The sequence below is a fragment of the Thermus parvatiensis genome (genome assembly GCF_001535545.1).
Lineage (GTDB): Bacteria > Deinococcota > Deinococci > Deinococcales > Thermaceae > Thermus > Thermus parvatiensis.
Genome location: NZ_CP014141.1, coordinates 1,781,014 through 1,800,712, shown reverse-complemented (window position 1 = coordinate 1,800,712; position 19,699 = coordinate 1,781,014). Strand labels below are relative to the sequence as shown.

Annotated in this window: 19 protein-coding genes, 1 rRNA gene and 4 pseudogenes; 14 read left to right on the top strand and 10 right to left on the bottom strand. The window is 68.5% G+C overall.

Annotated features, from left to right (window positions below; translation table 11 throughout):
* The first annotated feature begins 49 nt into the window (after positions 1 to 49).
* From AV541_RS09850 to AV541_RS09835, 4 genes and pseudogenes are all read left to right on the top strand, one after another.
* Positions 50 to 559, top strand: coding sequence for a ubiquitin-like small modifier protein 1 (locus AV541_RS09850; protein WP_008630872.1), 510 nt, complete (start codon positions 50 to 52; stop codon positions 557 to 559).
* A gap of 227 nt (positions 560 to 786) precedes the next feature.
* Positions 787 to 1,898: pseudogene (locus tag AV541_RS09845) on the top strand (IS256 family transposase); the annotation flags it as partial.
* A gap of 219 nt (positions 1,899 to 2,117) precedes the next feature.
* Positions 2,118 to 3,242 (top strand): transposase, encoded by a 1,125-nt coding sequence (locus tag AV541_RS09840; protein WP_008630830.1) that lies wholly within the window; start codon positions 2,118 to 2,120, stop codon positions 3,240 to 3,242.
* Between the two features lie 20 nt (positions 3,243 to 3,262).
* Positions 3,263 to 3,727: a hypothetical protein gene (locus AV541_RS09835; protein ID WP_008630876.1), complete on the top strand. Its 465-nt coding sequence runs from the start codon at positions 3,263 to 3,265 to the stop codon at positions 3,725 to 3,727.
* On the opposite strand, the gene AV541_RS09830 is transcribed toward AV541_RS09835, so the two are convergent.
* Both AV541_RS09830 and AV541_RS11625 read right to left on the bottom strand, forming a co-directional pair.
* Entirely contained in the window at positions 3,707 to 4,426 is a 720-nt protein-coding gene (locus AV541_RS09830; RefSeq protein ID WP_008630878.1) for a pseudouridine synthase, read from the bottom strand. The genes AV541_RS09835 and AV541_RS09830 overlap by 21 nt on opposite strands.
* Positions 4,423 to 4,593 carry a hypothetical protein gene (locus AV541_RS11625; protein ID WP_167345972.1) on the bottom strand — a complete coding sequence of 57 codons (171 nt, stop codon included), beginning with the start codon at positions 4,591 to 4,593 and terminating at the stop codon, positions 4,423 to 4,425. The genes AV541_RS09830 and AV541_RS11625 overlap by 4 nt, the downstream gene beginning before the upstream one ends.
* A gap of 86 nt (positions 4,594 to 4,679) precedes the next feature.
* Between AV541_RS11625 and AV541_RS09825 the strand changes: the two genes are divergently transcribed.
* From AV541_RS09825 to phoU, 4 genes are read left to right on the top strand one after another with little or no spacing between them, the layout of a single operon-like run.
* Positions 4,680 to 5,807, top strand: coding sequence for an alanyl-tRNA editing protein (locus AV541_RS09825; protein ID WP_060384781.1), 1,128 nt, complete (start codon positions 4,680 to 4,682; stop codon positions 5,805 to 5,807).
* Between the two features lie 59 nt (positions 5,808 to 5,866).
* A complete protein-coding gene (locus tag AV541_RS09820; RefSeq protein WP_060384780.1) occupies positions 5,867 to 6,538 on the top strand; it encodes a response regulator transcription factor in 672 nt (223 codons plus the stop codon).
* Complete coding sequence (locus AV541_RS09815; protein WP_060384779.1) at positions 6,535 to 7,428, top strand: sensor histidine kinase; 894 nt, start codon at positions 6,535 to 6,537, stop codon at positions 7,426 to 7,428. Before AV541_RS09820 ends, AV541_RS09815 begins: the two co-directional genes overlap by 4 nt.
* Positions 7,429 to 7,442: 14 nt before the next feature.
* Entirely contained in the window at positions 7,443 to 8,105 is a 663-nt protein-coding gene (gene phoU, locus AV541_RS09810) for a phosphate signaling complex protein PhoU (protein ID WP_008630890.1), read from the top strand.
* Between the two features lie 4 nt (positions 8,106 to 8,109).
* On the opposite strand, the gene prfB is transcribed toward phoU, so the two are convergent.
* Complete coding sequence (gene prfB, locus AV541_RS09805) at positions 8,110 to 9,204, bottom strand: peptide chain release factor 2 (protein ID WP_060384778.1); 1,095 nt, start codon at positions 9,202 to 9,204, stop codon at positions 8,110 to 8,112.
* Between the two features lie 81 nt (positions 9,205 to 9,285).
* Between prfB and AV541_RS09800 the strand changes: the two genes are divergently transcribed.
* Positions 9,286 to 9,729 carry a hypothetical protein gene (locus tag AV541_RS09800; protein WP_060384777.1) on the top strand — a complete coding sequence of 148 codons (444 nt, stop codon included), beginning with the start codon at positions 9,286 to 9,288 and terminating at the stop codon, positions 9,727 to 9,729.
* 21 nt (positions 9,730 to 9,750) lie between these two features.
* On the opposite strand, the gene murA is transcribed toward AV541_RS09800, so the two are convergent.
* Complete coding sequence (gene murA, locus AV541_RS09795; protein WP_082709703.1) at positions 9,751 to 11,028, bottom strand: UDP-N-acetylglucosamine 1-carboxyvinyltransferase; 1,278 nt, start codon at positions 11,026 to 11,028, stop codon at positions 9,751 to 9,753.
* A gap of 117 nt (positions 11,029 to 11,145) precedes the next feature.
* Between murA and AV541_RS09790 the strand changes: the two genes are divergently transcribed.
* From AV541_RS09790 to meaB, 4 genes and pseudogenes are all read left to right on the top strand, one after another.
* Positions 11,146 to 11,382: a hypothetical protein gene (locus AV541_RS09790; protein ID WP_060384775.1), complete on the top strand. Its 237-nt coding sequence runs from the start codon at positions 11,146 to 11,148 to the stop codon at positions 11,380 to 11,382.
* A gap of 1 nt (position 11,383) precedes the next feature.
* Positions 11,384 to 13,203: pseudogene (locus AV541_RS09785) on the top strand (protein kinase domain-containing protein).
* Positions 13,204 to 13,207: 4 nt separating this feature from the next.
* The gene (locus tag AV541_RS09780) at positions 13,208 to 13,582 is read left to right on the top strand and encodes a RidA family protein (RefSeq protein ID WP_060384774.1); all 375 of its coding nucleotides are present in this window, start codon (positions 13,208 to 13,210) and stop codon (positions 13,580 to 13,582) included.
* Positions 13,583 to 13,627: 45 nt separating this feature from the next.
* A pseudogene (gene meaB, locus AV541_RS09775) lies at positions 13,628 to 14,574 on the top strand (methylmalonyl Co-A mutase-associated GTPase MeaB).
* Here meaB and AV541_RS09770 read toward each other — a convergent pair.
* The 4 genes from AV541_RS09770 to AV541_RS09755 all read right to left on the bottom strand — a co-directional run bounded on the left by AV541_RS09770 (position 14,527) and on the right by AV541_RS09755 (position 17,869).
* The gene (locus AV541_RS09770; RefSeq protein WP_060384850.1) at positions 14,527 to 14,934 is read right to left on the bottom strand and encodes an NUDIX hydrolase; all 408 of its coding nucleotides are present in this window, start codon (positions 14,932 to 14,934) and stop codon (positions 14,527 to 14,529) included. The pseudogene meaB and the gene AV541_RS09770 overlap by 48 nt on opposite strands.
* Before the next feature lie 146 nt (positions 14,935 to 15,080).
* Positions 15,081 to 16,599, bottom strand: a 16S ribosomal RNA gene (locus AV541_RS09765).
* Positions 16,600 to 16,703: 104 nt separating this feature from the next.
* Positions 16,704 to 17,165 (bottom strand): transcriptional regulator NrdR, encoded by a 462-nt coding sequence (gene nrdR / locus AV541_RS09760; protein WP_011174215.1) that lies wholly within the window; start codon positions 17,163 to 17,165, stop codon positions 16,704 to 16,706.
* On the bottom strand, positions 17,162 to 17,869 hold the full coding sequence (locus AV541_RS09755; RefSeq protein WP_011174216.1) for an SDR family NAD(P)-dependent oxidoreductase: 708 nt from the start codon (positions 17,867 to 17,869) through the stop codon (positions 17,162 to 17,164). Before AV541_RS09755 ends, nrdR begins: the two co-directional genes overlap by 4 nt.
* 29 nt (positions 17,870 to 17,898) lie before the next feature.
* On the opposite strand from AV541_RS09755, the gene AV541_RS09750 reads away from it, so the two are divergent.
* Complete coding sequence (locus tag AV541_RS09750; protein ID WP_060384773.1) at positions 17,899 to 18,378, top strand: macro domain-containing protein; 480 nt, start codon at positions 17,899 to 17,901, stop codon at positions 18,376 to 18,378.
* On the opposite strand, the gene aac(6') is transcribed toward AV541_RS09750, so the two are convergent.
* Together aac(6') and AV541_RS09740 are read right to left on the bottom strand one after the other, a co-directional pair.
* Positions 18,375 to 18,809, bottom strand: a complete 435-nt coding sequence (gene aac(6') / locus AV541_RS09745; RefSeq protein WP_008630909.1) for an aminoglycoside 6'-N-acetyltransferase — start codon at positions 18,807 to 18,809, stop codon at positions 18,375 to 18,377. The genes AV541_RS09750 and aac(6') overlap by 4 nt on opposite strands.
* Positions 18,806 to 19,685, bottom strand: a pseudogene (locus tag AV541_RS09740) (putative Ig domain-containing protein). Before AV541_RS09740 ends, aac(6') begins: the two are co-directional and overlap by 4 nt.
* Positions 19,686 to 19,699 lie beyond the last annotated feature (14 nt).

Here is a 19,699-nt window from a genome sequence, read left to right as displayed (position 1 = left end):
GGATAGGCCCGGCCCCCTAGGGGGCCGGGTTTTCCCGTAAACTCCCCTTATGCCCAAGGTGAACCTCTACGCCACCTTCCGCGACCTCACGGGAACGAGCCAGCTCCAGGTGGAGGGCCGGACCGTGGGGGAGGTGCTCGCCAACCTGGTCCGGCGGTATCCGCAGATGAGGGAGGAGCTCTTTGAGGGGGAGGCCTTGGCCGAGCGGGTTTCCGTCTTCCTGGAGGGGCGGGACGTGCGCTACCTCCAGGGGCTTTCCACCCCCCTGGCCCCCGAGGCCACCTTGGACCTCTTCCCCCCGGTGGCGGGCGGGGGCCTGGAAGGGCGCTTCGGCGCCTTGCCCCCCTGGCTTCTGGAACACTACCTGACGGAGTGGGGAGGGAGGAAACTCGCAGACGGCACCTACACCCTTCCCGGGGCCCGGGTGCGTTTTCGGGAGGTGGAGCCCTTGAAGGTGGGAAGCCTCTCCATCCCCCAGCTCTTCGTGGAGGTGGAAGGGGAGGAGGCGGAGAAGTGGTTTGAGCGCATCGCTCTCGCCGCGAGCCGGGGTGGAGGGTAGGGCGCTTGTGTTGTACAATCTTCACGACCCCACCTCTTTCACACAGTCAGTTTTCATAGGAGAGAAATCCCGCTGATTCATTCCCTAAGCACCCCCCTGGCCACCAGTGGAAGAGGGTATGGCTACGAATGAGGTCCGGCTGGGTCTCTAGGTAGGCGCAACCTCCACTTTCGCCCAAAGCTCCCCCTCCGTGTCCACCCGCCCATTGGTCACCACCGCATCCACCAGGGGCCATATCCAACGGCTACTACCCCCGCAAACTGGAAACCCCCTTCAAGATACGGGCTAAGCCCGTGACCGGCCAGGTGGAACTGGCCATCCCCAGGGACCGGGAAGGGAGCTACTACCCCAGCTTCCTCAAGCCCTACGCCCGCCGCCAGGTGGACGTGGGGGAGGTGGCCGTGGCCCTGTACGCCGCCGGGGTCACCCAGCGCAAGGCGGCGCAGGTGATGAGCCTCCTCCTGGGCCACCGCTACACCCACGAGATCCTTAGCGCCATCACGGACGGGGTATTGGAGAAGGAAGAAGCCTTCCGTCAGGCGTCTATCTGGACGGCTTCTTCCTGAAGGTTCTGAGGGAGGGGCTTGAGGTGGAGCGGGAGGCGGTGTACGTGGCCCTGAGGGTCACGCCGGATGGGGCGAGGCAGGTGCTGGGCTTTTGGCTCTTGCCCACGGAAAACGCCTCGGCCTGGGAGGGGGTTTTGCGGGAGCTATGGGGGAGGGGCCTAAGGGTGTTTCGCTACGCGAAAGCACAAGCGGCGGGTATTGCGCTTCATCACCGATGGACTTCCGGGGATAGAGGAGGCCATCCGGCGGGTGTATCCCCAGGCCCAGTGGCAGCGGTGTGGGGTGCACCAGGTGAGGGGCAGCCTGAGCCAGGTGCGGTCTCGGGACAGGGCTTCCCTGGCCCAGGACCTGCGGGGGGTTTACATGGCGGAAAGCCGAAAGGAGGCCTTAGGGGCATTGGAGCGGTTGAGGGAGGTCTGGGGGGCAGGTGCCCTGCCTTGGTGGCGGCCTGGTGGGAGAACTCTGGGGCTTTGCTGCGCTTTTACGGTTACCCGCGGGGGCTTTGGCCGTATTTGCGGAGCACCAACCTGATGGAGCGGTTTATCCGGGAGGTGAGGCGGGGGACGAAGGTGCGGGATCACAAGTTTCCCCGGCCTGAGGCGGTGTTCAAGCTTTTGTCCTTGGAGGGGGAGGGTCAGGAGGGGAGGTGGGCGGAGCGGAAGCTCAAAGGGTTTGCCAAGGTGCGGGAGGTGTTGGAGAGGATGCTTCAGGAGCGGTATGCCCCTCGTACGTCCGGCCGTATGGCCGCATCTTGTCAGACGCGTACACATAACAGGACTTTACCCACATCTCCGTTTCGTGGTAAATCTCCAGGACTTTACCCACATCTCCGTTTCGTGGTAAATCTCCCCTTGCGGGCGCAGCCCGTATCTGGTACCGGGGGTGATCCATGGACATGCTCAAGGTGGCCGAGGCCAGGCTCCAGGAGTTCACGGGCCGTTTTGTGAGCGTTTTCCCCCGATAAGCGCCTCCACCGACGGTTTGAAGAGGTGGTGCGGGGCGCCTTGGCCGCAGGCTCAGCCCGGGTGAGCGAGATGGTGGCCTCGCTCCCTTCTCCCCTCCAGAACCGCTTCCACCAGGCCAAAGCCCTTTACCGCTTCCTGTCCAACCCACGGGTGGAGGCAGAAGCCCTCCTTGACCGGGTCTATCAGGAGAGCGCGACTGCCCTGGAGGGTGAGGAGGTTCTGGTCCTCCTGGACCTGAGCCCGGTGGTCAAGCCCTATGCCCGGGCCCTGGAGGGGATAGCCCGGGTGGGGAAGGATAGGCGGCCCGGGTACGAGCTCCTCACCGCCCTGGGGTTGGACCCCGCGGGGCGGCTGGCCCTGGGGTACGCCCACCTGGTGGCCTACGGGGAGAGGGGGTTTGCCAGCCTGCCCAAGGAGGTGGAGGGAGCCATTGAGGCGGCCCGGGAGCGATTGGGGGGCGTGGGCAGGAGGCTGGTGTATGTGGCGGACCGGGGGTTTGACGACCGGAAGGTGTTTGGGCAGGTGCTGGCCCTGGGGGAGGAGTTCGTGGTGCGGGTCTACCGGGACCGGAAGCTTGGGGAGGGGGGTTCTCTGGCGAAGGTGGCTTCTTCCCTGGCCCTTCCCTGTGGGGAGGAGGTGGAGCTGAGGGTAGGGGGCAGGTACCAGCGGGTGCGGCTCCACTTCGGATGGAGGGAGGTGGAGGTGGAGGGGAGGCGGCTCCACCTGGTGGTCTGCCGGGTGCCAGCCCTGGGGCGGCGTGGGGAGTGGTGGCTACTGACCAGCTTGCCGGTGAGGGGGAGGGAGGAGGCGGCGCGGGTGGTGGAGGCGTACCGCAGGCGGTGGGAGGTGGAGCGGTTCTTCCGGCTTTTGAAGACGGGGCTGGGGCTTGAGACCTTCCAGGTGCGGGGGCTTGCCCGGATCCGGAAGGTGGTGGCGGTTTTGCTGGGGCTGGCGGTGTTCCTTTGGGAAGTTGAGCGGTTGGGGGATCCGTTCAAGGGGTTTCTTTTGCAGCTCGGGGGCAAGCTGGGGCTGCCCAGCGAGAGGGATGGTCCGTACCTGCTCCTGAGGGGCCTGGTTCGCCTGCTCAACTATGAAGTCACCCAAGAACTCTTGAAGCAGGCTAAGGGAGGGCGAGGAAGGAGTTTTGGGTAAAGCCCTGGTACACATAACTCTTGACACGACCCTGGCTTTGGTTCCTCCTGCCCCTCGCCGTGCTCCTCTGGAGCGCAAACGGGGTCCTTTCCGCCCACGGCCGCTACCAGAGGGCCCGGCTCCAGGTTCAGGCCCTGGAGCGGGAGGTAGAGGCCCTGACCCGCAGCCTTCCCCAGGCCCTGGGGGAGGCCCCCGTGCCCCTTGAAGCGCTTCCTCTCCTCTACGAGGCCCTTTTCCGCCTGCCGGAGGAGAAGGGGCTTCAGGTCCAGAGCCTGGACCCCGGGGAGGCGGCCTCCATGGGGGGCGTGCGGGCCTGGCGGGTGCAGCTTCTTCTGGAGGGTCCCTACGCCGGGGTCTTGGACTACCTTGAGGACCTCCCCACGCTGGGGAAGCCCCTCTGGGCGGAGGCCTACGCTCTGGAGCCCGTGGGCGAGCGGGGAGAGCGCCTCGCCCTAGACCTCACCCTAAGGGTCCTCGCCCCCTAGGCTCACGGCAGCGTAGAGGGCCTTTTCCTCCGCCTCGGTGAGAGGCCGGGCCATTCCCAGGGGCAGGCCGCCGAGTTCCAGGGGGCCCAGGGCCAGGCGCTTGAGGTAGAGCACCCGGTTGCCCCGGGCCCGGAACATGCGCTTGATCTGGTGGAACCGCCCCTCCACAAGGGCCACCTCGGCCCAGGTGGGGTCCTCCAAGGGGCGGAGCTCGGCGGGTAAAGTCTTCTTGCCGTCCAGGAGTATTCCTTCCCGGAAGGCCTCCTGGTCCTTAGGCCCCACGGGCCTTTCCAGGTGCACCAGGTAGCGCTTGGCCACCTTGTGCCGGGGGTGGGTGAGGCGGTGGAGGAGGAGGCCGTCGGTGGTGAAGAGCAAAAGCCCCTCGGCGTCCTTGTCCAGGCGGCCCACCGGGGAGAGGTCCCGGGTGGGGAAGCCCTGAAGGAGGGCGTAGACGGAAGGCCCCTCGGTCCGGCTCGTCACGAAGCCCCGCGGCTTGTGCAGGAGGACGTGGAGGTGGCGGCGCACCTCCAGGGGTCTTCCCTCCACTTCCAAGGCGGCGCCCTCCGGCACGCGGAAGCCGGGGTCCTTCACCACCTGGCCCAGGACCCGCACCCCCCCTCGGCGCACCAGCCGGGCCACCTCCTTGCGGCTTCCCAGGCCCAGCCGGGCGAGGACTTTGTCCAGCCTCTCCCCCTTCATCGCTCCAAGGCTCCCTCCAGCCACCAAAGGGCCCCCTTGGCCTCAAGCCGGGCGAACTCCTCGGGGGTGAGCCCCAGGGCTTCCCCCACCCGCCTGGCGTCCTCCCGGGCCTCGGCGAAAAGGGCCTCCCAGGCCTCCATCCTCGCCTTAAGCCCCTCCGAGGCCACGCTACACCTCCTCCACCCAGACGAGGGTCTTCCTGGCCACCTCCTCCTCCCGGTCCAGGGGCGTCATCCTCCTTATCCTAAGGGGCATGAGGCTTTACCAGCTGGATAGCTACGCCACCCGCTTCCAGGCCCGGGTGGAGCGGGCCTGGAGCGACGAAAAGGGGCACTACGCGGTGCTTTCCCAGACCCTCTTCTACCCCGAGTCCGGGGGGCAGCCCGCGGACCGAGGGGTCCTCAGGGGGCCTTTCGGCGAGGTCCAGGTCCTCCACGCCTACGAGGAGGAGAAGGCCTTCGGGGACGTGGTCCACGTGCTCTCCGCGCCCATCCCAGAGGGCGTGGAGGTGGAGGGGGAGATTGACTGGCCGAGGCGCTTCCGCCACATGCAGCGCCACACCGCCCAGCACCTCCTCTCCCAGGCCCTCCTCCGGGCCGGGAACTACCACACCGTCGCCGTAAGCTTGGACTCGCCGGTGTGCACCGTGGACCTCGAGGAGGAGGCCGAGGAAGCGGGGGTCCTCGAGGCCGAAGCCCTCGCCAACTTCGCCGTCTACGCCGACTACCCGGTGGAGGCCTTTTACGTCTCCGAGGAGGAGCTCGCCCGCTACCCCCTGAGGCGCCCCCCCAAGGTCCGGGGCAAGGTGCGCCTGGTGCGGATCGGCGACTTTGACCTCGCCGCCTGCGGGGGGACCCACCTCAAGACCAGCGCCCAGGCGGGGCCCATCAAGGTCCTCAAGTGGGAGCGGTACAAGGGAGGGACGCGGGTGTACTTCACGGCGGGGTGGGAGGCCCTGGAGGACTACCACGCCAAGCACGCCCTCCTTTCCCGCCTGGCCCTCGCCTTCTCCACGAACCCCTTGGAGCTGGAAAAGCCCATAAGGAAGCTCCAGGACGAGCTCTACGCCCTAAAGGGGGAGAACCAGGCCCTGAGGGAGGGGCTTGCGGAGGCCCTCCTGCCCAGGGCCCTGGAGGAGAAGGCCCTCCTCGTCCCCCTCCCCGTCCTCGGGGAGCTCGGCAAGAGGCTCGCTCGCTTTGAGGGTACCTTCCTCCTCGTCGCCCCCGAGGGGCGGTTCGTGGCCGTGGGGCCGAGGCGGGGGGAGGTGCTGGAGCGCCTCAAGGCCCTGGGGGGCCGGGGAGGGGGGAAGGAGGCGGTCCAGGGCGCCCTTCCCCCGGGGCGGGCGGTGGAGGCCTTGGCCCGGGTGCGGGAGGTGCTCTAAAGCCGGCCTTTCCGTGGGCTATGACACTCCCCTGACCGAGCCCCCGCTAGACTGGGGGCGTGGCCACCCTGCTTCTGGTGGAGGACGAGCCCAGCCTGCGCCTGGGGTTGCGGCTGGCCCTCGAGGGGGCGGGGCACCGGGTTTTGGAGGCGGCCACCGTGCGGGAAGCCTGGCCCCTCTTGCGGGAGGCGGAGGCCGTGGTCCTGGACTGGATGCTCCCCGACGAGCCCGGGGTGCGCCTCCTGGACCGGATGCGCCAGGGCCCTTACGAGTCCCTCCCCGTCCTTATGCTCACGGCCCGGGCCGGGGTTCGGGACCGGGTAGAAGGGCTTTCCCGCGGGGCCGACGACTATCTGGTGAAGCCTTTCGCCGTGGAGGAGCTTCTGGCCCGCCTCGAGGCCCTCTTGCGCCGGGCGGGGAAGCGCAAGGTGCTGAGGCGGGGCCCCCTCCTCCTGGACCTGGAGCGGATGGAAGCCCGCCTGGAGGGCAACCCCCTCCCCCTCACCCGGCGGGAGTTCGCCCTCCTCGCCTACCTGGCGGAGCGGCCGGGCCGGGTCTGCACCCGGGAGGAGCTTCTGGAGGCGGTCTGGGGTCCGGACTACCTCGGCACCCCCAGGACCGTGGACCAGCACATTCTCCAGCTCAGGGAGAAGCTCGGGGAGGACCCCAGGGCTCCCCGTTTCCTGGAGACGGTGCGGGGCGTGGGGTACCGCTTCCGGGAGGGGGCGTGAGCCTCGAGGCCTGGACCCTTCCTTGGGAGGAGGCCCGGGAGGGGCTCCTCGTGCACCGGGACAAGCGGGTGGTTTACCTCAACCCGGCGGCGGCGGAGCTTCTCGCGGTGGACCGGGAGAAGGTCCGGGGCCTGCCCCTCATCCTGGCCCTGCGGGACCACCGCCTGGAGGCCCTGGCCCTGGAGGGGGGGGAGGCGGTTTTGGAGGTACGGGGCCGGCTTCTCTCGGTTCGGGCCTGCCCAGGCTTCCTTTACCTCTTGGACGTGACCGAGGCTCGGCGCCGGGGCCTCGAGGCGGAGGAGGCCTCGGCCCTCCTCGCCCACGAGTTCCGCACCCCCCTCGCCGGGATGGCCGTCCTCCTCCAGGCCCTTGCCCCCAAGGACCCCAAGGAGGCCCAGGTCCTGGACCTCCTCAAGAAGGAGGTGGCCCGGCTCACCCGGCTGGTGGAAAGCCTCGCCCACCTCCGGCCGGGCCACCGGGAGGCCTTCGCCCTGGAGGACCTTTGGCTTCGCCTTTCCGCCTTGATGCAGGACCGCCTTCGGGGGAGGCGGGTGGAGGTGTCCCTGGGGCACCGGGTGGAGGCGGACCCCGAGGCCCTTTTCCAGGTTCTTCTCAACCTCCTGGACAACGCCCTTAAGTACGGCCAAGACCCCATCCGCCTCCTGAGCCGGGTCCAGGGCGGCCGGCTCTACCTGGAGGTGCGGGACCGGGGGGCGCCCCTTCCCGACTACGAGGGCCTTTTCCAGCCGGGGCGGCGGGGAGGGGAGGGCTCGGGCCAGGGGCTCGGCCTTTACCTGGTGCGCCGCCTGGCCCAGGGCCTAGGCGGGGGGGCTTACGCGTTGCGCGAAGGGGAGGAGAACGCCTTCGGCGTCTGGCTCCCCGTAGACTGAGGAAAGGAGGCGGCATGCGGGAAGCGTTGGACCGAGCCTTGAACCAGCTTCTGGAAGAGAGCTTGAGGATGCTCTCCCTGGTGCGGGAGATGACCCAGGAGGCCACGGAGGCCCTGGTCCAGGCGGACCGGGCCAAGGCCCAGGGGGTGGTGGCCAAGGACAAGGAGGTGGACGCCCTGGAGCTCAAGGTAGAGAACCAGGCCATCGCCGTCATCGCCCGCCACCAGCCCGTGGCCTCGGACCTGCGCCTGATCTTCACCGTGATCAAGGCCCTCACCGACCTGGAGCGGGCGGGGGACTACGCCATGCACGTGGCCGAGGACGCCCTCCTCCTCGCCCAGGAGCCGCCCTTGAAGCGGTACGTGACCCTTCCCGAGATGGGGCGGAGGCTCATGGAGATGATGGACGCCTTGGCCAAGGCGGTGGCCGAGCGGGACGCGAACCTGGCACGCCGGGTCCTGGAGATGGACGACCAGGTGGACGGCCTCTACGAGGAGGTGACCCGGGAGCTCATCACCTACATGATGGAGGACCCCCGGACCATCACCAAGGCCCTGACCCTGATGCGGGTGGCCCGGAGCTACGAGAGGCTCGGGGACCACCTGGAAAACATCGCCGAAAGGGTCATTTACTGGCTCACCGGGGAAGTGTACAAGGCCCCGGAGGACGTTTACTGAGGCGCTACTCCGCCTCCACCTCCGCCGTCTGGCGGCGCCCAGCCTTCCACTCCAGGCCCGCCCAGATCAGGTCCATGAGGTCCCCGTCCAGGACGTTTTCCGGGTCGTGGCGCATGAGGCCGGTGCGGTGGTCCTTCACGTAGTTTTTGTCCAGGACGTAGCTACGGATCTGGCTCCCCCACTCAATGGGCCGCACCTCGCCCCTCAGGGCCTTAAGCTCTTCCTCCCGCTTCTTCCGCTCCAGCTCGTAGAGGCGGGCCTTCAGGATCTTGAGGGCGAGCTCCTTGTTCTTGATCTGGCTCCGGGTGGTCTGGCAGGTGACGGTGATCCCCGTGGGCAGGTGGACCACCCGCACCGCCGAGTCCGTGGTGTTTACCCCCTGGCCCCCGGGCCCTGAGGCCCGCATCACGTCAATGCGGAGCTCCTCGGGCTTTAAGACCACCTCCACGTCCTCGTCCACCTCAGGGATCACCTCCACCCCGGCGAAGGAAGTGTGGCGGCGGCCTGAGGCGTCAAAGGGGGAGGGGCGCACCAGGCGGTGTACCCCGGCCTCGGGGGAAAGGAGGCCGTAGGCGTTTTCCCCCTTGACCAGGATCTGGGCGTAGTCAATGCCCGCCTCGGGCCCAGGGGTGAGGTCCACCACCTCCACCTGGAAGCCCTGGCGCTCGGCGAAGCGGGTGTACATCCTTAGGAGCATCTCCGCCCAGTCGCAGGCCTCCGTACCCCCGGCCCCGGGCTGGATGGTGAGGATGGCGTTCTTCTCCGCGTGGGGGAAGTTGAGGAGGGTCTGGTGGTAGAGCTCGTCCAGCTTCTTCGCGGCTTCCTCCAGCTCGGGCTTAAGGGACTCCCGCTCCTCGGCGGGAAGTTCTTCCATGAGTTCCAGGAGGCCCTGGAGGTCGCTTTCCAGGGAGCGGAAGGTGTCCACGGTGCGCCGGAGGCGGGCGGCCTCCTGGCTCACCTTGCGGGCGGCCTCGGGGTCGTTCCAGAGGGAGGGGTCCTCGAGGCGCCGCTCCAACTCTTTTAGACGATTTTCCTTTTGGGGGATGTCAAAGATACCCCTGAGGCCTTCCAGGCGTTGCGCGAGGCGTTCCAGGTCCATACCCTTACTAGGGTAGCAGATTGCGAAGCGAGGCGCAAGGTGTCTTGATATAAGTACGCTCACTGTTTTACAGTGAAGAACATGGATATGGAGCGGTGGGCGCAAGCGCTAAAGGAGGAATACCCGAAGGGCTTGCTGGGAGAGCGGGAGGCCTTGGTGAGCCTTTTGGTGGAAAAGGGGCTTGCCCACGCCGAAGCGGTGAAGGTGGCCCAGGCCCTCGAGGCCCAGGGCTACGCCCACTTCCTCCCCGGGGAGAGGCCCCGCTGGTTCTTTAGCTCCCGGTCTTTGGACCTGAAGGCCCTGATGCGGGCCTTGGACCAGGAGTTCCCCGAGTTCGTGGGGGAGGGGGACGAGGAGGAGGAGGCCTTGGCCTTCCTCGCCGCCCGCCTCGGGGACCGGGAGGTGGCCCGGGAGGTGCTGGAGGCCATGCGGGCCGCGGGGTACGTGGAGCGGGCCTATAGCCCCGAGCTCGCCCGGGACCGCCTCTTCTTCCGCTTCCCGGAGGCCCTCCGCCTCCTGGGGTGAGCGTCCGGCCGGGGCGGGGCTTCAGTCGGCGGCCAGGGCCACGGGGTTTTCCCGTAAGTGCACCCGGGCCCCCAGGGCCTGGAGCCTTTCCGTAAGGTGCTCGTAGCCCCGCTCCAGGAAGTAGACGCCCTCGATCTCCGAGGCGCCTTCGGCGCTCAGAGCTGCCACCACTAAGGCCCCTCCGGCCCGGATGTCCAGGGCCTTGACCTGGGCGCCGTGGAGCCGCCTGCCCTGGACGGTGAGGATCCGGTCCCGCAGGTAGAGCTCCGCCCCCATGCGGGCCAGCTCCCCCACGTGGGTGAAGCGGTCGGGATAGATGCGGTCCACCACCGTGCTCTGGCCGGGAACGGTGGCCAGGTAGGCGGTGGCGATGGGCTGGAGGTCCGTGGGAAAGCCCGGGTACTCCCGGGCCTCCACGTGGAAAGGAGCGGGGTCCGGGGTGGCCCGGAAACGGATCCAGTCTTCCCCCACCTCGAGCCGGTGCCCCGAGCGCCAAAGCTTGTCCAAGAGGGCGTCCAGGTGGTCGGGGCGCACGCCTTCCAGGGTGAGGCTTCCCCGGGTGGCGGCCGCCGCCAGGAGGTAGGTCCCGGCCTCTATGCGGTCGGGGATGATGCGGTAGGTGCCGCCCTTTAGCTGGGGCGCGCCCTTGATGCGAACGATGGGGCTTCCCAGCCCCTCCACCTCCGCCCCGAGGAGGGCGAGGAAGTGGCCCAGGTCCACCACCTCGGGCTCCACCGCCGCCTGGACCAGGGTAGCCTCCCCGCCCAGGGCCACGGCCAGCATGGCCTGCTCCGTGCCCCCCACGGTGGGCAGGTCAAAAACCACCCGCCCCGAGAGGGGGCGGGTCCTGCGGGCGTGGAAGGTGCCGTCTTCCTCCCAGACCTCCGCCCCCAGGGCCTCGAGGGCCTTGATGTGTTGGTCCACGGGGCGGAAGCCGAAGGCGCATCCCCCCGGCATGGAGACGTGCCCCTCCCCGGCCCGGGCGAGGAGGGCTCCCCAGACGATGAAGCTCGCCCGCATCTGGCCCACGAGCTCGTAGGGGGCGTGGGTGCTTTTGATCTCCGGGGTCTGGAGGTGGAGGGTCCGGCCCTCCCAGGCGTACTGGGTGCCCAGGTGGGCGAGGAGCTCCAGCATCACCTCCACGTCCCTAAGCCTCGGCACCTCCACCAGGGTGATGGGCTCGGGGGTGAGGAGGCTCGCGGCGAGGATGGGCAGGGCGGCGTTCTTGGCCGGGTAAACCCTAAGCTCCCCCTTCAAGGGGGTGCCGCCTTCCACGTACAGCACCCGGCTCACGCCCACGTTTTTCGCCCCCTCACACACTCCTTGCGCATCATACTCAAGTTGAGCATAGGGTGGAGGTGCGGCATTGTCAAGCAAAGGGGGCTTTTGCTACACTATAGCCCCTGAAGGAGGGGCATGGCCAAAAAGGAGAAGAAGCGCCTACAGGTGGTGATCTCCGAGGAGCAGGACGCCCTCCTCACCCGCGCCGCCTACGCCCTCTCCAGCCCCGAGCGCCTGGTTTCCAAGTCGGAGGTGGTGCGCCTGGCCATAGAGAAGATCGCCCGGGAGCTGGAAGAGGGGAAGGCCAAGGAGGAGCTGGAAGCCCTCTTGAAGCACCTCAAGGCCGAGGAAGGCGAGGGTCTAGCCCGGTAGAATGGCCCCCGTGGTCTTGGCCGGGCGCTACCGCCTCGAGGCCCCCCTGGGCTCCGGGGGCATGGCCGAGGTCTGGCGGGCGGTGGACGAGCGCCTGGGGCGCAAGGTGGCGGTGAAGCTCCTCCACCCCCGGGCCCTCCCGCCCGAGCGGGAGCGCTTCCTCTTGGAGGTCCGGGCCCTCTCCCGCCTCTTCCACCCCGGCATCGTCCAGGTCCTGGACCTGGGGGAGGAGGAGGGGCGCCCCTTCTTCGTCATGGAGCTGGTGGAGGGAGGCACCTTTGACCGGCTGGGCCCCTTTGAGGAGGGGCCCGAAGGGGACGCGATCCTCCGGGGCGCGGAGGAGGTGATGGAGGCCCTGGCCCACCTGCACGCCCAGGGGATCCTGCACCGGGACCTCACCCCCAAGAACATCCTCCTCACCCGGGAGGGCCACCCCAAGGTCATGGACTTCGGCCTCGCCTACCTGCTCCAGGAGAGCCGCCACCTCACGCGCACGGGGTACACCCTCGGCACCCCCACCTACATGGCCCCGGAGCAGGCCAAGGGCCTCCCCCTCACCCCCAAGGCCGACCTGTACAGCTTTGGGGCCGTGCTCTACCGCACCCTCACGGGCCGCCCGCCCTTTGAGGGGGAGAACGACCAGGCGATCCTCTTCCAGCACGTCTACGAGGAGCCCAAGCCCCCCGAGGCCCTGAACCCGGCCGTGCCCCGGGCCGTGGGGGAGGCGGTTTTGGCCCTCCTGGCCAAGCACCCCGAGGAGCGCCCCTCCCACCCCGGCCTCTTCCGGGGGTGCTGGCGGGCTTCCAGGCCCTGCGCCTGGCCACCCCCAGGGCGGGGGCGAGCCGCTCCGGCCACTACCCCTTCGCCCCCGAGCCCCGAAGGCTTGCCCTCAAGGGGAGGGTGGACCTGGGCGGGGAGGCCGCCTGGCCGGGGGAGATGGTCTACGCCGGCGGGCGGGTCTTCCTCGGGGTGGGGCGGAGCCTGGTGGCGGTGGACCTCCTCACCGGGGAGGTGGCCCGGGTGGCCTTGCCCGACGAGGTGACCGCCCCGCCCGTGGTGCGCAAGGGAGGGGTGTACGTGGGGGCCTGGGACGGCCGCGTCCGCCGTTTCCGGGGTCAGAGCCTGGAGTGGTCGGCGGAGACGGGGGCCGAGGTGACCGCCGCCTGCCTTGTGGTGGGGGGCCGGGTCTACGTGGGAAGCCGCGACGGAACCCTCTACGCCTACGAGAAGGACCGGCTCCTCTTCCGCTTCCGCGCCGGGGGGCACCTCTCCGCAAGCCCCACCTTCTACCGGGGCATGGTCTTCGTGGGAAGCGAGGACGGCTGGCTTTACGCCTTGGACCCTGAGGACGGGGGGGTGCGGTACAAGGTGCGCACGGGCCCCGTCCACGCCCCCGTGGCCGGCTACAAGGGTGTCCTCTACATCCCCACCTGGCAAGGGGAGGTGTACGCCTTTGACCCCTTGAGCCGGGAGACCCTCTGGAGCGTGGCCCTGGAGGGCGAGGTCTGGGGCGGCCTGGCTGTGGGGGAGGAGCACGTGTACGTGGCCGGGTGGGACGGGGTCCTCCGGGCCTTGGACCGTCTCACTGGGGAGGAGGTCTGGAGCCTCGAGGTGGGGAAGACCACCGCCGGCCTCGCCTACGCCCAGGGCCACGTTTACGCGGCCACGGAGGAGGGCCGGCTGCTCGCGGTGGACCGGCGGGGACAGGTGGTCTTTGAGGCCTCGGGCCTCGGGCCCGTGCAGGTGCCGCCCCTGCCCCTTCCCGAGGAGGTCCTGGTGGTGAGCCTCTCCGGCAGGCTCTACCGCTTCGGCGTAGGATAGGGGCATGGAAGCGGTGAAGACCGAAAGGGCGCCCGCGGCCATCGGTCCCTACGCGCAGGCGGTGAAGGCGGGAGGCTTCGTCTTCGTCTCCGGCCAGATTCCCCTCGCCCCCGACGGCTCCCTGGTGGAGGGGGATATCCGGGTCCAGACGGAGCGGGTGATGGAGAACCTGAAGGCGGTCTTGGAAGCGGCGGGTTCCGGCCTCTCCCGCGTGGTCCAGACCACCTGCTTCCTCGCCGATATGGAAGACTTCCCCGGCTTCAACGAGGTCTACGCCCGCTACTTCACCCCGCCTTACCCCGCCCGGGCCACGGTGGCGGTGAAGGCCTTGCCCCGGGGGGTCCGGGTGGAGGTGGCCTGCGTGGCCCTGGCCGAGTAGGGGCGCTTTTTTCTGCAAGGGGGCAAAAACCCGTAGAATGGGCCCATGAGCATCCCCGAGGAGCTTTGGCGCCGCTTCCAGGAAGGGGACCCCAGGGCCTTGGCCCGGGCCTTGACCTTGGTGGAGTCGGGCCACCCCGCAGGCCGGGAGCTTTTGAAGCGGGTCCGGGGGAAAGGGCGGGCCAAGGTGGTGGGCGTGACGGGAAGCCCCGGGGCGGGGAAGAGCACCCTGACCGACCGGCTCATCCTCGAGGCTCGGAAGCGGGGGAGCGGGTGGCCGTCTTGGCCGTGGACCCCTCCAGCCCCTTCAGCGGGGGGGCCATCCTCGGCGACCGGATCCGGATGATGCGCCACCACCAGGACCCCGGGGTCTACATCCGCTCCATGGCCTCCCGGGGGGCCTTGGGGGGGCTTGCCGGGGCCACGGTGGCCGCCCTGAGCCTCCTCGAGGCCTTCGGCTTTGACCGCATCTTTGTGGAGACGGTGGGGGTGGGGCAGAGCGAGGTGGACATCGCCCGGGTGGCGGACACCACCCTGCTCGTCCTCACCCCGGCCGCGGGGGACGCGGTCCAGGCCTTTAAGGCCGGGGTCATGGAGATCGCCGACGTCTTCGCCGTCAACAAGTTTGACCTGCCCGGTGGGGAGCGGATCGTTCAGGAGCTCAAAAGCGCCTTGGAGCTCTCCCCGCCCCGGCCCGGGGGGTGGCGCCCTCCCATCCACCCCACGGTGGCGGCCAGCGGCGAGGGGGTGGAGGCCCTCTTTGAGAGCCTCGAGGCCCACCACCGCCACCTCGTGGAGCACGGGCTTTTGGAGGCACACCGCCTGGAGCGGGCCCGGTTTGAGGTGGAGAGCGTCATCCAGGAGTGGGGCCGTCAAAGGACTCAGGGGGCGGGCGCCCTCGTGGCCCGGGTGGCCCGGGGGGAGCTCACCCCCGAGGAGGCGGCCCTAGCCCTTCTTGGCCAGGAGCCGGAGGCGGAGGAGGGCGCGCTTTAGCATCTCCCGCTCGTTGGGGTAGGAGAGGCGCTCCAGCGCCTCGCTCGCTGGGAGGAAAAAGGCGTCCTCCACCTCCGTGAGCTGGGGCCTGGGGATGCCCCCCAGGTAGCGCATGAGGAAGTAGTGGACCTCTTTGCTCACCGTCACCGGGCCCTCGGGCTCGTGGACGGTGAAGTAGTAGCGCACCCGCCCCAAAGGGGCAAGGACCGAGGCCTCCACTCCGGTCTCCTCCCGCACCTCCCGCACGGCGGTCTCCGGGTAGCGTTCCCCGGGCTCCACCTGGCCCTTGGGAAGGGTGATGACCCGGCCCTCCCTCAAGGACACCACCAGGACCTCGGGAGGGTCCCCCTTGAGGACCACCCCCCCGCGGAGACCACGCGTCGGGTGGGCCTTTGCCCTTTTCGCTTTCTGCGCAAACCCCCTCCTTAGCGGCAACAAAAAAGGGCGCCCAAGGGCGCCCTGAGGACCCGAGAAGGGGAGAAGGCAGGCTTTGGTTAGCTCCTTAGAAAGGAGGTGATCCAGCCGCACCTTCCGGTACAGCTACCTTGTTACGACTTCGCCCCAGTCACGGGCCCTACCCTCGGCGCCTGCCCGTAGGCTCCCGGCGACTTCGGGTAGAGCCCGCTCCCATGGCGTGACGGGCGGTGTGTACAAGGCCCGGGAACGTATTCACCGCGGCATGGCTGATCCGCGATTACTAGCGATTCCGGCTTCATGGGGTCGGGTTGCAGACCCCAATCCGAACTGGGCCCACCTTTTTGCGATTAGCTCCCCGTTGCCGGGTGGCCTCGCTTTGTAGTGGGCATTGTAGCACGTGTGTCGCCCAGGCCGTAAGGGCCATGCTGACCAGACGTCGTCCCCTCCTTCCTCCCGCTTTCGCGGGCAGTCCCGTTAGAGTGCCCGGCCGAACCGCTGGCAACTAACGGCGGGGGTTGCGCTCGTTGCGGGACTTAACCCAACACCTCACGGCACGAGCTGACGACGGCCATGCAGCACCTGTGCTAGGGCTCCCCTCGCGGGGCACCCCAGGCTTTCACCCGGGTTCCCTAGCATGTCAAGGCCTGGTAAGGTTCTTCGCGTTGCTTCGAATTAAACCACATGCTCCACCGCTTGTGCGGGCCCCCGTCAATTCCTTTGAGTTTCAGCCTTGCGGCCGTACTCCCCAGGCGGCGCGCTTAACGCGTTAGCTTCGGCCCCCAGAAAACCCAGAGACCTAGCGCGCATCGTTTAGGGCGTGGACTACCCGGGTATCTAATCCGGTTTGCTCCCCACGCTTTCGCGCCTCAGCGTCACGGGTGGACCAGGTGGCTGCCTTCGCCATCGGCGTTCCTCCCGGTATCTGCGCATTTCACCGCTACTCCGGGAATTCCACCACCCTCTCCCACCGTCTAGCCTGAGCGTATCCCACGCTCCCCCACGGTTGAGCCGTGGTCTTTCACATGGGACGCCCCAGGCCGCCTACACGCCCTTTACGCCCAGTGAATCCGGGTAACGCTCGCGCCCTCCGTATTACCGCGGCTGCTGGCACGGAGTTGGCCGGCGCTATTACCCCGGTACCGTCAGTCCCCTCGTCGGGGGTTTCGTCCCGGGTTCAGGAGTTTACACCCCGAAGGGCTTCTTCCTCCAAGCGGCGTCGCTCCGTCAGGCTTGCGCCCATTGCGGAAGATTCCTAACTGCTGCCTCCCGTAGGAGTGGGGCCCGTGTCTCAGTGCCCCTGTGGCCGGCCACCCTCTCAGGCCGGCTACCCGTCGTCGCCTTGGTGGGCCATTACCCCACCAACTAGCTGATGGGACGCGGGCCCATCCGGAAGCGGGCAAAGCCCTTTGGACACACCCCAAGGGGCGGGTCCACATGGGGGATTAGCCCGAGTTTCCCCGGGTTGTCCCCCTCTTCCGGGTAGGTCACCCACGCGTTACTCACCCGTCCGCCGCTGACCACGGAGTAAAACCCCGCGGCCCGCACGACTTGCATGTCTTAGGCACGCCGCCAGCGTTCACCCTGAGCCAGGATCAAACTCTCCAACAAATCAACGCCCCAAAAGGGCGGTGAGCTCAGATGCTTGGCCTGCCTTCTCCCCTTTTCAAGATCCCCCTGCTTGGGCTTTCGCCCGCGCAGCAAAAGCCATGCTATCAATCCCCCTCCTTTTTGTCAAGGCTTGCGAGGGAGCGGATCTCCTCAATGAAGCGCTCCACCGAGTCAAACTCGCGGTAGACGGAGGCGAAGCGGATGTAGGCCACATGGTCCAGCTCCTTGAGGAAGGCCAGGGCCTTGAGCCCGATCTCCTCCGAGGTGATCTCCGGGCCCGAGACCTGGTCCTCAAAGGTGTAGGCGAAGCGGCGCAGGACCTCCTCGCTCACGGGGCGTTTCTCGCAGGCGAGGAGGAGGCCCCTTAGGAGCTTGTCGGGGTTGAAGGGCTCCTTGCGCCCGTCCCGCTTGACCACCATGAGGGGTTCAAGCTGGGTGCGCTCGTAGGTGGTGAAGCGGCGTCCGCAGGAGGGGCACTCCCGCCGCCTGCGGATGGCCATGCCCTCGTCGGAGGGCCTCGAGTCCACCACCCGGGTGTCGGGGTGGCCGCAGTAGGGGCATTTCATGGCAGCTCCCTCAAGGCGGCGTAGGGTTCAAACTCCAAGGGGGGCTCGGGGAGCTGGACCTCGAGGACCACCCCCCGGATCCCCTCGGAGACCATGGACCCCAGGCCCAAGGCGGCCCGGACCAGGGGCAGGTCGTAGGGGTCGCCCACGGGGTCGCGGGAGGGGACCACGCCGTTCACCCGCACCCCGGGGAAGGTGCGGGTGGCCCCTTCAATGAGGCCCTCCACCGCCTTGCGCACGGAGACGGTGTGGGGCTCTATTCGGGCTGCGGGCGGCAGGACGATGGTCACGAACCCGCCCCCCGCCAGGTGGCGCAGCCCCTGCTGGAGGACGTAGAGGCTGGACTTCACGTCCTGGCTCATGAGGTCGTACCACTCGCCCTCCAAAAGCTCCACGAAGGGCGTCTTGCTCTCGGCGGTGGTCACGTGGACGATGCCGTCCAGGAGGCCGAAGAGCTCCTCCACTTTTTCAAAGGTGCTGGTCACGTCCAACACCACGCTCATGTCCCCGCGGATGGGGATGGCCGTGGCCCCAAGGGCCTCCACCTCCGAGGCCACCCCCGTGGCGAGCTCCACGTCGGGGTCCACGGCGATGACCGTGGCCCCGTTGCGCCCGTACCCGTGGGCGATGGCCCGCCCGAACCCCCGGCCCGCGCCCGTGACCATGACGATCTTCCCCTCGAGGCCCAGAAGGTCCCGTGACATCACGGCCCATTGTAAGGGAGAATAAAGCCATGGCGCGCATCCGGGTGGTCCAAGGGGACATCACCGAGTTCCAGGGGGACGCCATCGTCAACGCCGCCAACAACTACCTGAAGCTCGGGGCCGGGGTGGCGGGGGCGATCCTGAGGAAGGGCGGCCCCTCCATCCAGGAGGAGTGCGACCGCATCGGCAAGATCCGGGTGGGGGAGGCGGCGGTCACGGGGGCGGGAAACCTCCCCGCGCGCTACGTGATCCACGCCGCCGTCCTCGGGGACGAGCCCGCGAGCCTGGAGACGGTGCGCAAGGCCACGAAAAGCGCCCTGGAGAAGGCGGTGGAGCTCGGCTTGAAGACCGTGGCCTTTCCCCTTTTGGGCACGGGGGTGGGGGGGCTTCCCGTGGAGGCCGTGGCCCGGGTGATGCTGGAGGAGATCAAGAAGGCCCCGGACACCCTGGAGGTCACCCTCTACGGCTACCGCGAGGAGGACGCCGAGGCCATCCGCCGGGCCCTCTAGAGATCTCTTCGGAAGCAGACGATCCGCTCCACCTCCTGGTACCCCAGGCGTCGGTGGGCCTTCTGGCCCAGGAAGTTGCCAAGCTCCGTGTCCGAGGCCATTTCCCGGCACCCTTTCCCCCTGGCCCAGTCCTCGGCGGCCTTCACCAGGGCCCGGCCTATTCCCCGCCCTCGCCATCCAGGGGCCACGTACCAGCCCTCCAGATACCCCACGGGACGGGTGTGGCACCCCTCGGCGTAGGGGCGTAAGGAGACCTCCACAAAGCCCACCAACCTCCCCTCCACCTCCGCCACAAAGGCCGCTTGCTCGGCATCCGCCAGGAAGCGCTCCACCTCCTCCACGTCGTCCCCGCCTTCTGGCCAAAGGGCAGCACGAAGGGGCAGGTAGGCGGGCAGGTCCTCTGGGCGTAGGGGCCGGATCCGGGGCTTCAAGGGGTTTTCTCCTCCCGCGGCTCCGGGCTGCCTTCCCCTCCGGCGGGAGAAGGAGCCAAGGCCTGGGGGAAGTAGCCCTGACCGAGGGCCTGGAGGTCGGCGCCGTCCACCTTGCCGTCCCCGTTCAGGTCCCCCTTGAGCTCCTTCCCCTCCTTGCCCCAGCTTTGCGCCAGCTGGAGGAGGTCGGCGAAGGGCTTCCCCCGGGCAAGGGCCTGGCTCAGGGGCTTGCCCTCCTTGTCGTAGAGGACCACCCGGGGGAGAGCCTGGGAGTGAGGGGCTTCTTGGGGGCGAGGAGGAGGCGGAAGGCCTCCTGGTCCTTGAGGGGCCTGGCGAAGGCCATGTCCAACCGGAGGAGGCCCGTGGCGGGGTCGTAGTCCAGGAGGTAAACGGGGCCCGCCCCCTTAAAGCTCGTAAGGTCCGGCTCCAGGTCGGGGAGGGGAAGCTCCAGCTGGAAGCCCAGGGCCTCCCGCACCTCCAGGCGGGCCAGGAGGAGGAAGGGCCCCTCCACCTGGACCGGGGGCGCCACCAGGGTGAGCCTGGGCGGGGGCGGGTCGGAGACGTTGAGGGTGAGGCGCCCCACCCGGCTGTTCTTGGCCCCGTCTTCCAGGGTGAGGATGAGGGGAAAGGCGCCCTTCTCCTTGGGCACCCCGCTCAGGCGCCCCCCCTGGAAGGTGAGGCCCTGGGGGAGCTTGCCCTCGAGGGCAAAGCTATAGGGCCGCACCCCTCCCTCGGCGCTGAAAGCATAGGTGTAGCTTTCCCCTAGGTAGGCGGGGGCAGGGAAGTGGCGGTGAGGCGCAAGGGGTCCACCCCCATCCCCGTAGGGTCCTGGGTGCCGCAAGCGGCGAGGAGGAAAAGGAGGGGCCAGAGCTTTCGCATAGGGCCAGTCTAGC

Coding starts and splice junctions, on each gene's coding strand:
- AV541_RS09850 (WP_008630872.1), top strand. CDS start 50: ATGCCCAAGGTGAACCTCTACGCCACCTTCCGCGACCTCACGGGAACG.
- AV541_RS09830 (WP_008630878.1), bottom strand. CDS start 4,426: ATGAAGGGGGAGAGGCTGGACAAAGTCCTCGCCCGGCTGGGCCTGGGA.
- AV541_RS09825 (WP_060384781.1), top strand. CDS start 4,680: ATGAGGCTTTACCAGCTGGATAGCTACGCCACCCGCTTCCAGGCCCGG.
- phoU (WP_008630890.1), top strand. CDS start 7,443: ATGCGGGAAGCGTTGGACCGAGCCTTGAACCAGCTTCTGGAAGAGAGC.
- prfB (WP_060384778.1), bottom strand. CDS start 9,204: ATGGACCTGGAACGCCTCGCGCAACGCCTGGAAGGCCTCAGGGGTATC.
- AV541_RS09800 (WP_060384777.1), top strand. CDS start 9,286: ATGGATATGGAGCGGTGGGCGCAAGCGCTAAAGGAGGAATACCCGAAG.
- AV541_RS09790 (WP_060384775.1), top strand. CDS start 11,146: ATGGCCAAAAAGGAGAAGAAGCGCCTACAGGTGGTGATCTCCGAGGAG.
- AV541_RS09780 (WP_060384774.1), top strand. CDS start 13,208: ATGGAAGCGGTGAAGACCGAAAGGGCGCCCGCGGCCATCGGTCCCTAC.
- nrdR (WP_011174215.1), bottom strand. CDS start 17,165: ATGAAATGCCCCTACTGCGGCCACCCCGACACCCGGGTGGTGGACTCG.
- AV541_RS09755 (WP_011174216.1), bottom strand. CDS start 17,869: ATGTCACGGGACCTTCTGGGCCTCGAGGGGAAGATCGTCATGGTCACG.
- AV541_RS09750 (WP_060384773.1), top strand. CDS start 17,899: ATGGCGCGCATCCGGGTGGTCCAAGGGGACATCACCGAGTTCCAGGGG.